The 1,215-nt window shown below is 68.2% G+C and carries 1 protein-coding gene; it reads right to left on the reverse strand.

All coding sequences use genetic code 11. The features are described from left to right. Nucleotides 1-1,191 (reverse strand): transposase (locus AB0O36_RS37005; RefSeq protein WP_365118396.1); only part of this gene is annotated, 1,191 nt, incomplete at its 3' end. Between the last annotated feature and the right edge of the window lie 24 nt (nt 1,192-1,215).

Raw genomic sequence — 1,215 nt, forward strand, 5'->3', positions numbered from 1 at the left:
GGCAGGGCTTACAAGATCAGCACTAGCCGGGTTGAGACCAGCCCGGACGAGCATCACGCGGGCGGAGTTCTTGTCCCTGGGGGACGAGGTTCCGCACGCGGTGCACGTATACGTTCGCTCGGAAAGAGGGATGCGGTGCTTGGCTCTCGCCCCGCAGTGCGCACAGTCCATCGTCGTGTGCGCGGGATTGACCAGATGCAGGGTCCGGCCGTGTTTGCGGGCCTGCTCGACCAGCGCCGTCTTGACCGCGCCGATCGCGGCGTCGGCCGCCTTGCGGGCCATGGTGGACTTTGCCAGGAACCGGGGCTTGAAGTCCTCGACCGCGAGGTGGTCGAAGTCGCGGACGACCCGCTTGGCCCATTTGCGGCCGTCGTCCTGCCGCTGCCGGGCGATCTTCTTGGCCACCTTCGCCGCCGCCTTGCGTGCCTTTCGGTAGCCGGCGGTGTCGGGCCGGTTCCTCGGGGTTGCCCGCCGGGCCATCCTCTTCTGGTAGCGGGCCAGTCTCTGCGCGGCCGTCTTGCCGTGCTGGGCGTGCGGAAGGTCATGGGCGTGGGAGGTGGTGGTGGCGGTCTCCTTGACGCCCCAGTCGATGCCGATCACAGCGCCGGTCTGCGGAAGCGGCTCGAGGGCCGTCTCCACGACGAACGACGCGTACCAGTGTCCGAGGCTGTCCCGGTACACGCGCACCGACGACGGCACCGACGGGAGGTCCCGCGACCACACCACCTTGAGCACGATCCCGCCGGCCAGGTGCAGGCGCCCGTCCTTCAGGCGGAACCCGCGCCGGGTGTAGTTGAGGGTGGGCAGCGCCTCGCGCTTCTTCTTGATGCGGGGCATCCCGGCCCGCTGCCGCATCGGCAGCTTTGCCTTGATGTCCTTCAAAGCCCTGGCCCGCGACTTCGCGAAGTCGCGGATGATCTGCTGCTGAGGAACCGAACTCCCCTCCCGCAGCCACGACATCCCGGCGCGGGCCCCGGTCAGCATCTTGTCGAGCTGCGCCGGACCACACGTCACCTTCGTGTCGGCGGTCTTGTTCAGGCCGTGGACCTTGCGGGACATCGCCACGCATTCGTTCCACACCCAGCGACACCGCGCCCACTCGCCGTTCAGCTGGGCGAGGGCAGTCGCGGACACGCGAAGCCGGTACGTGTACCGGGCGTGCCCGGCCGTATCGGCTATTGCGGTCGTCATGGTGATCAAACTATTCGACCCCAC

The sequence above is a fragment of the Streptomyces sp. NPDC089799 genome (assembly GCF_040684755.1).
Taxonomy (GTDB): Bacteria; Actinomycetota; Actinomycetes; order Streptomycetales; family Streptomycetaceae; genus Streptomyces.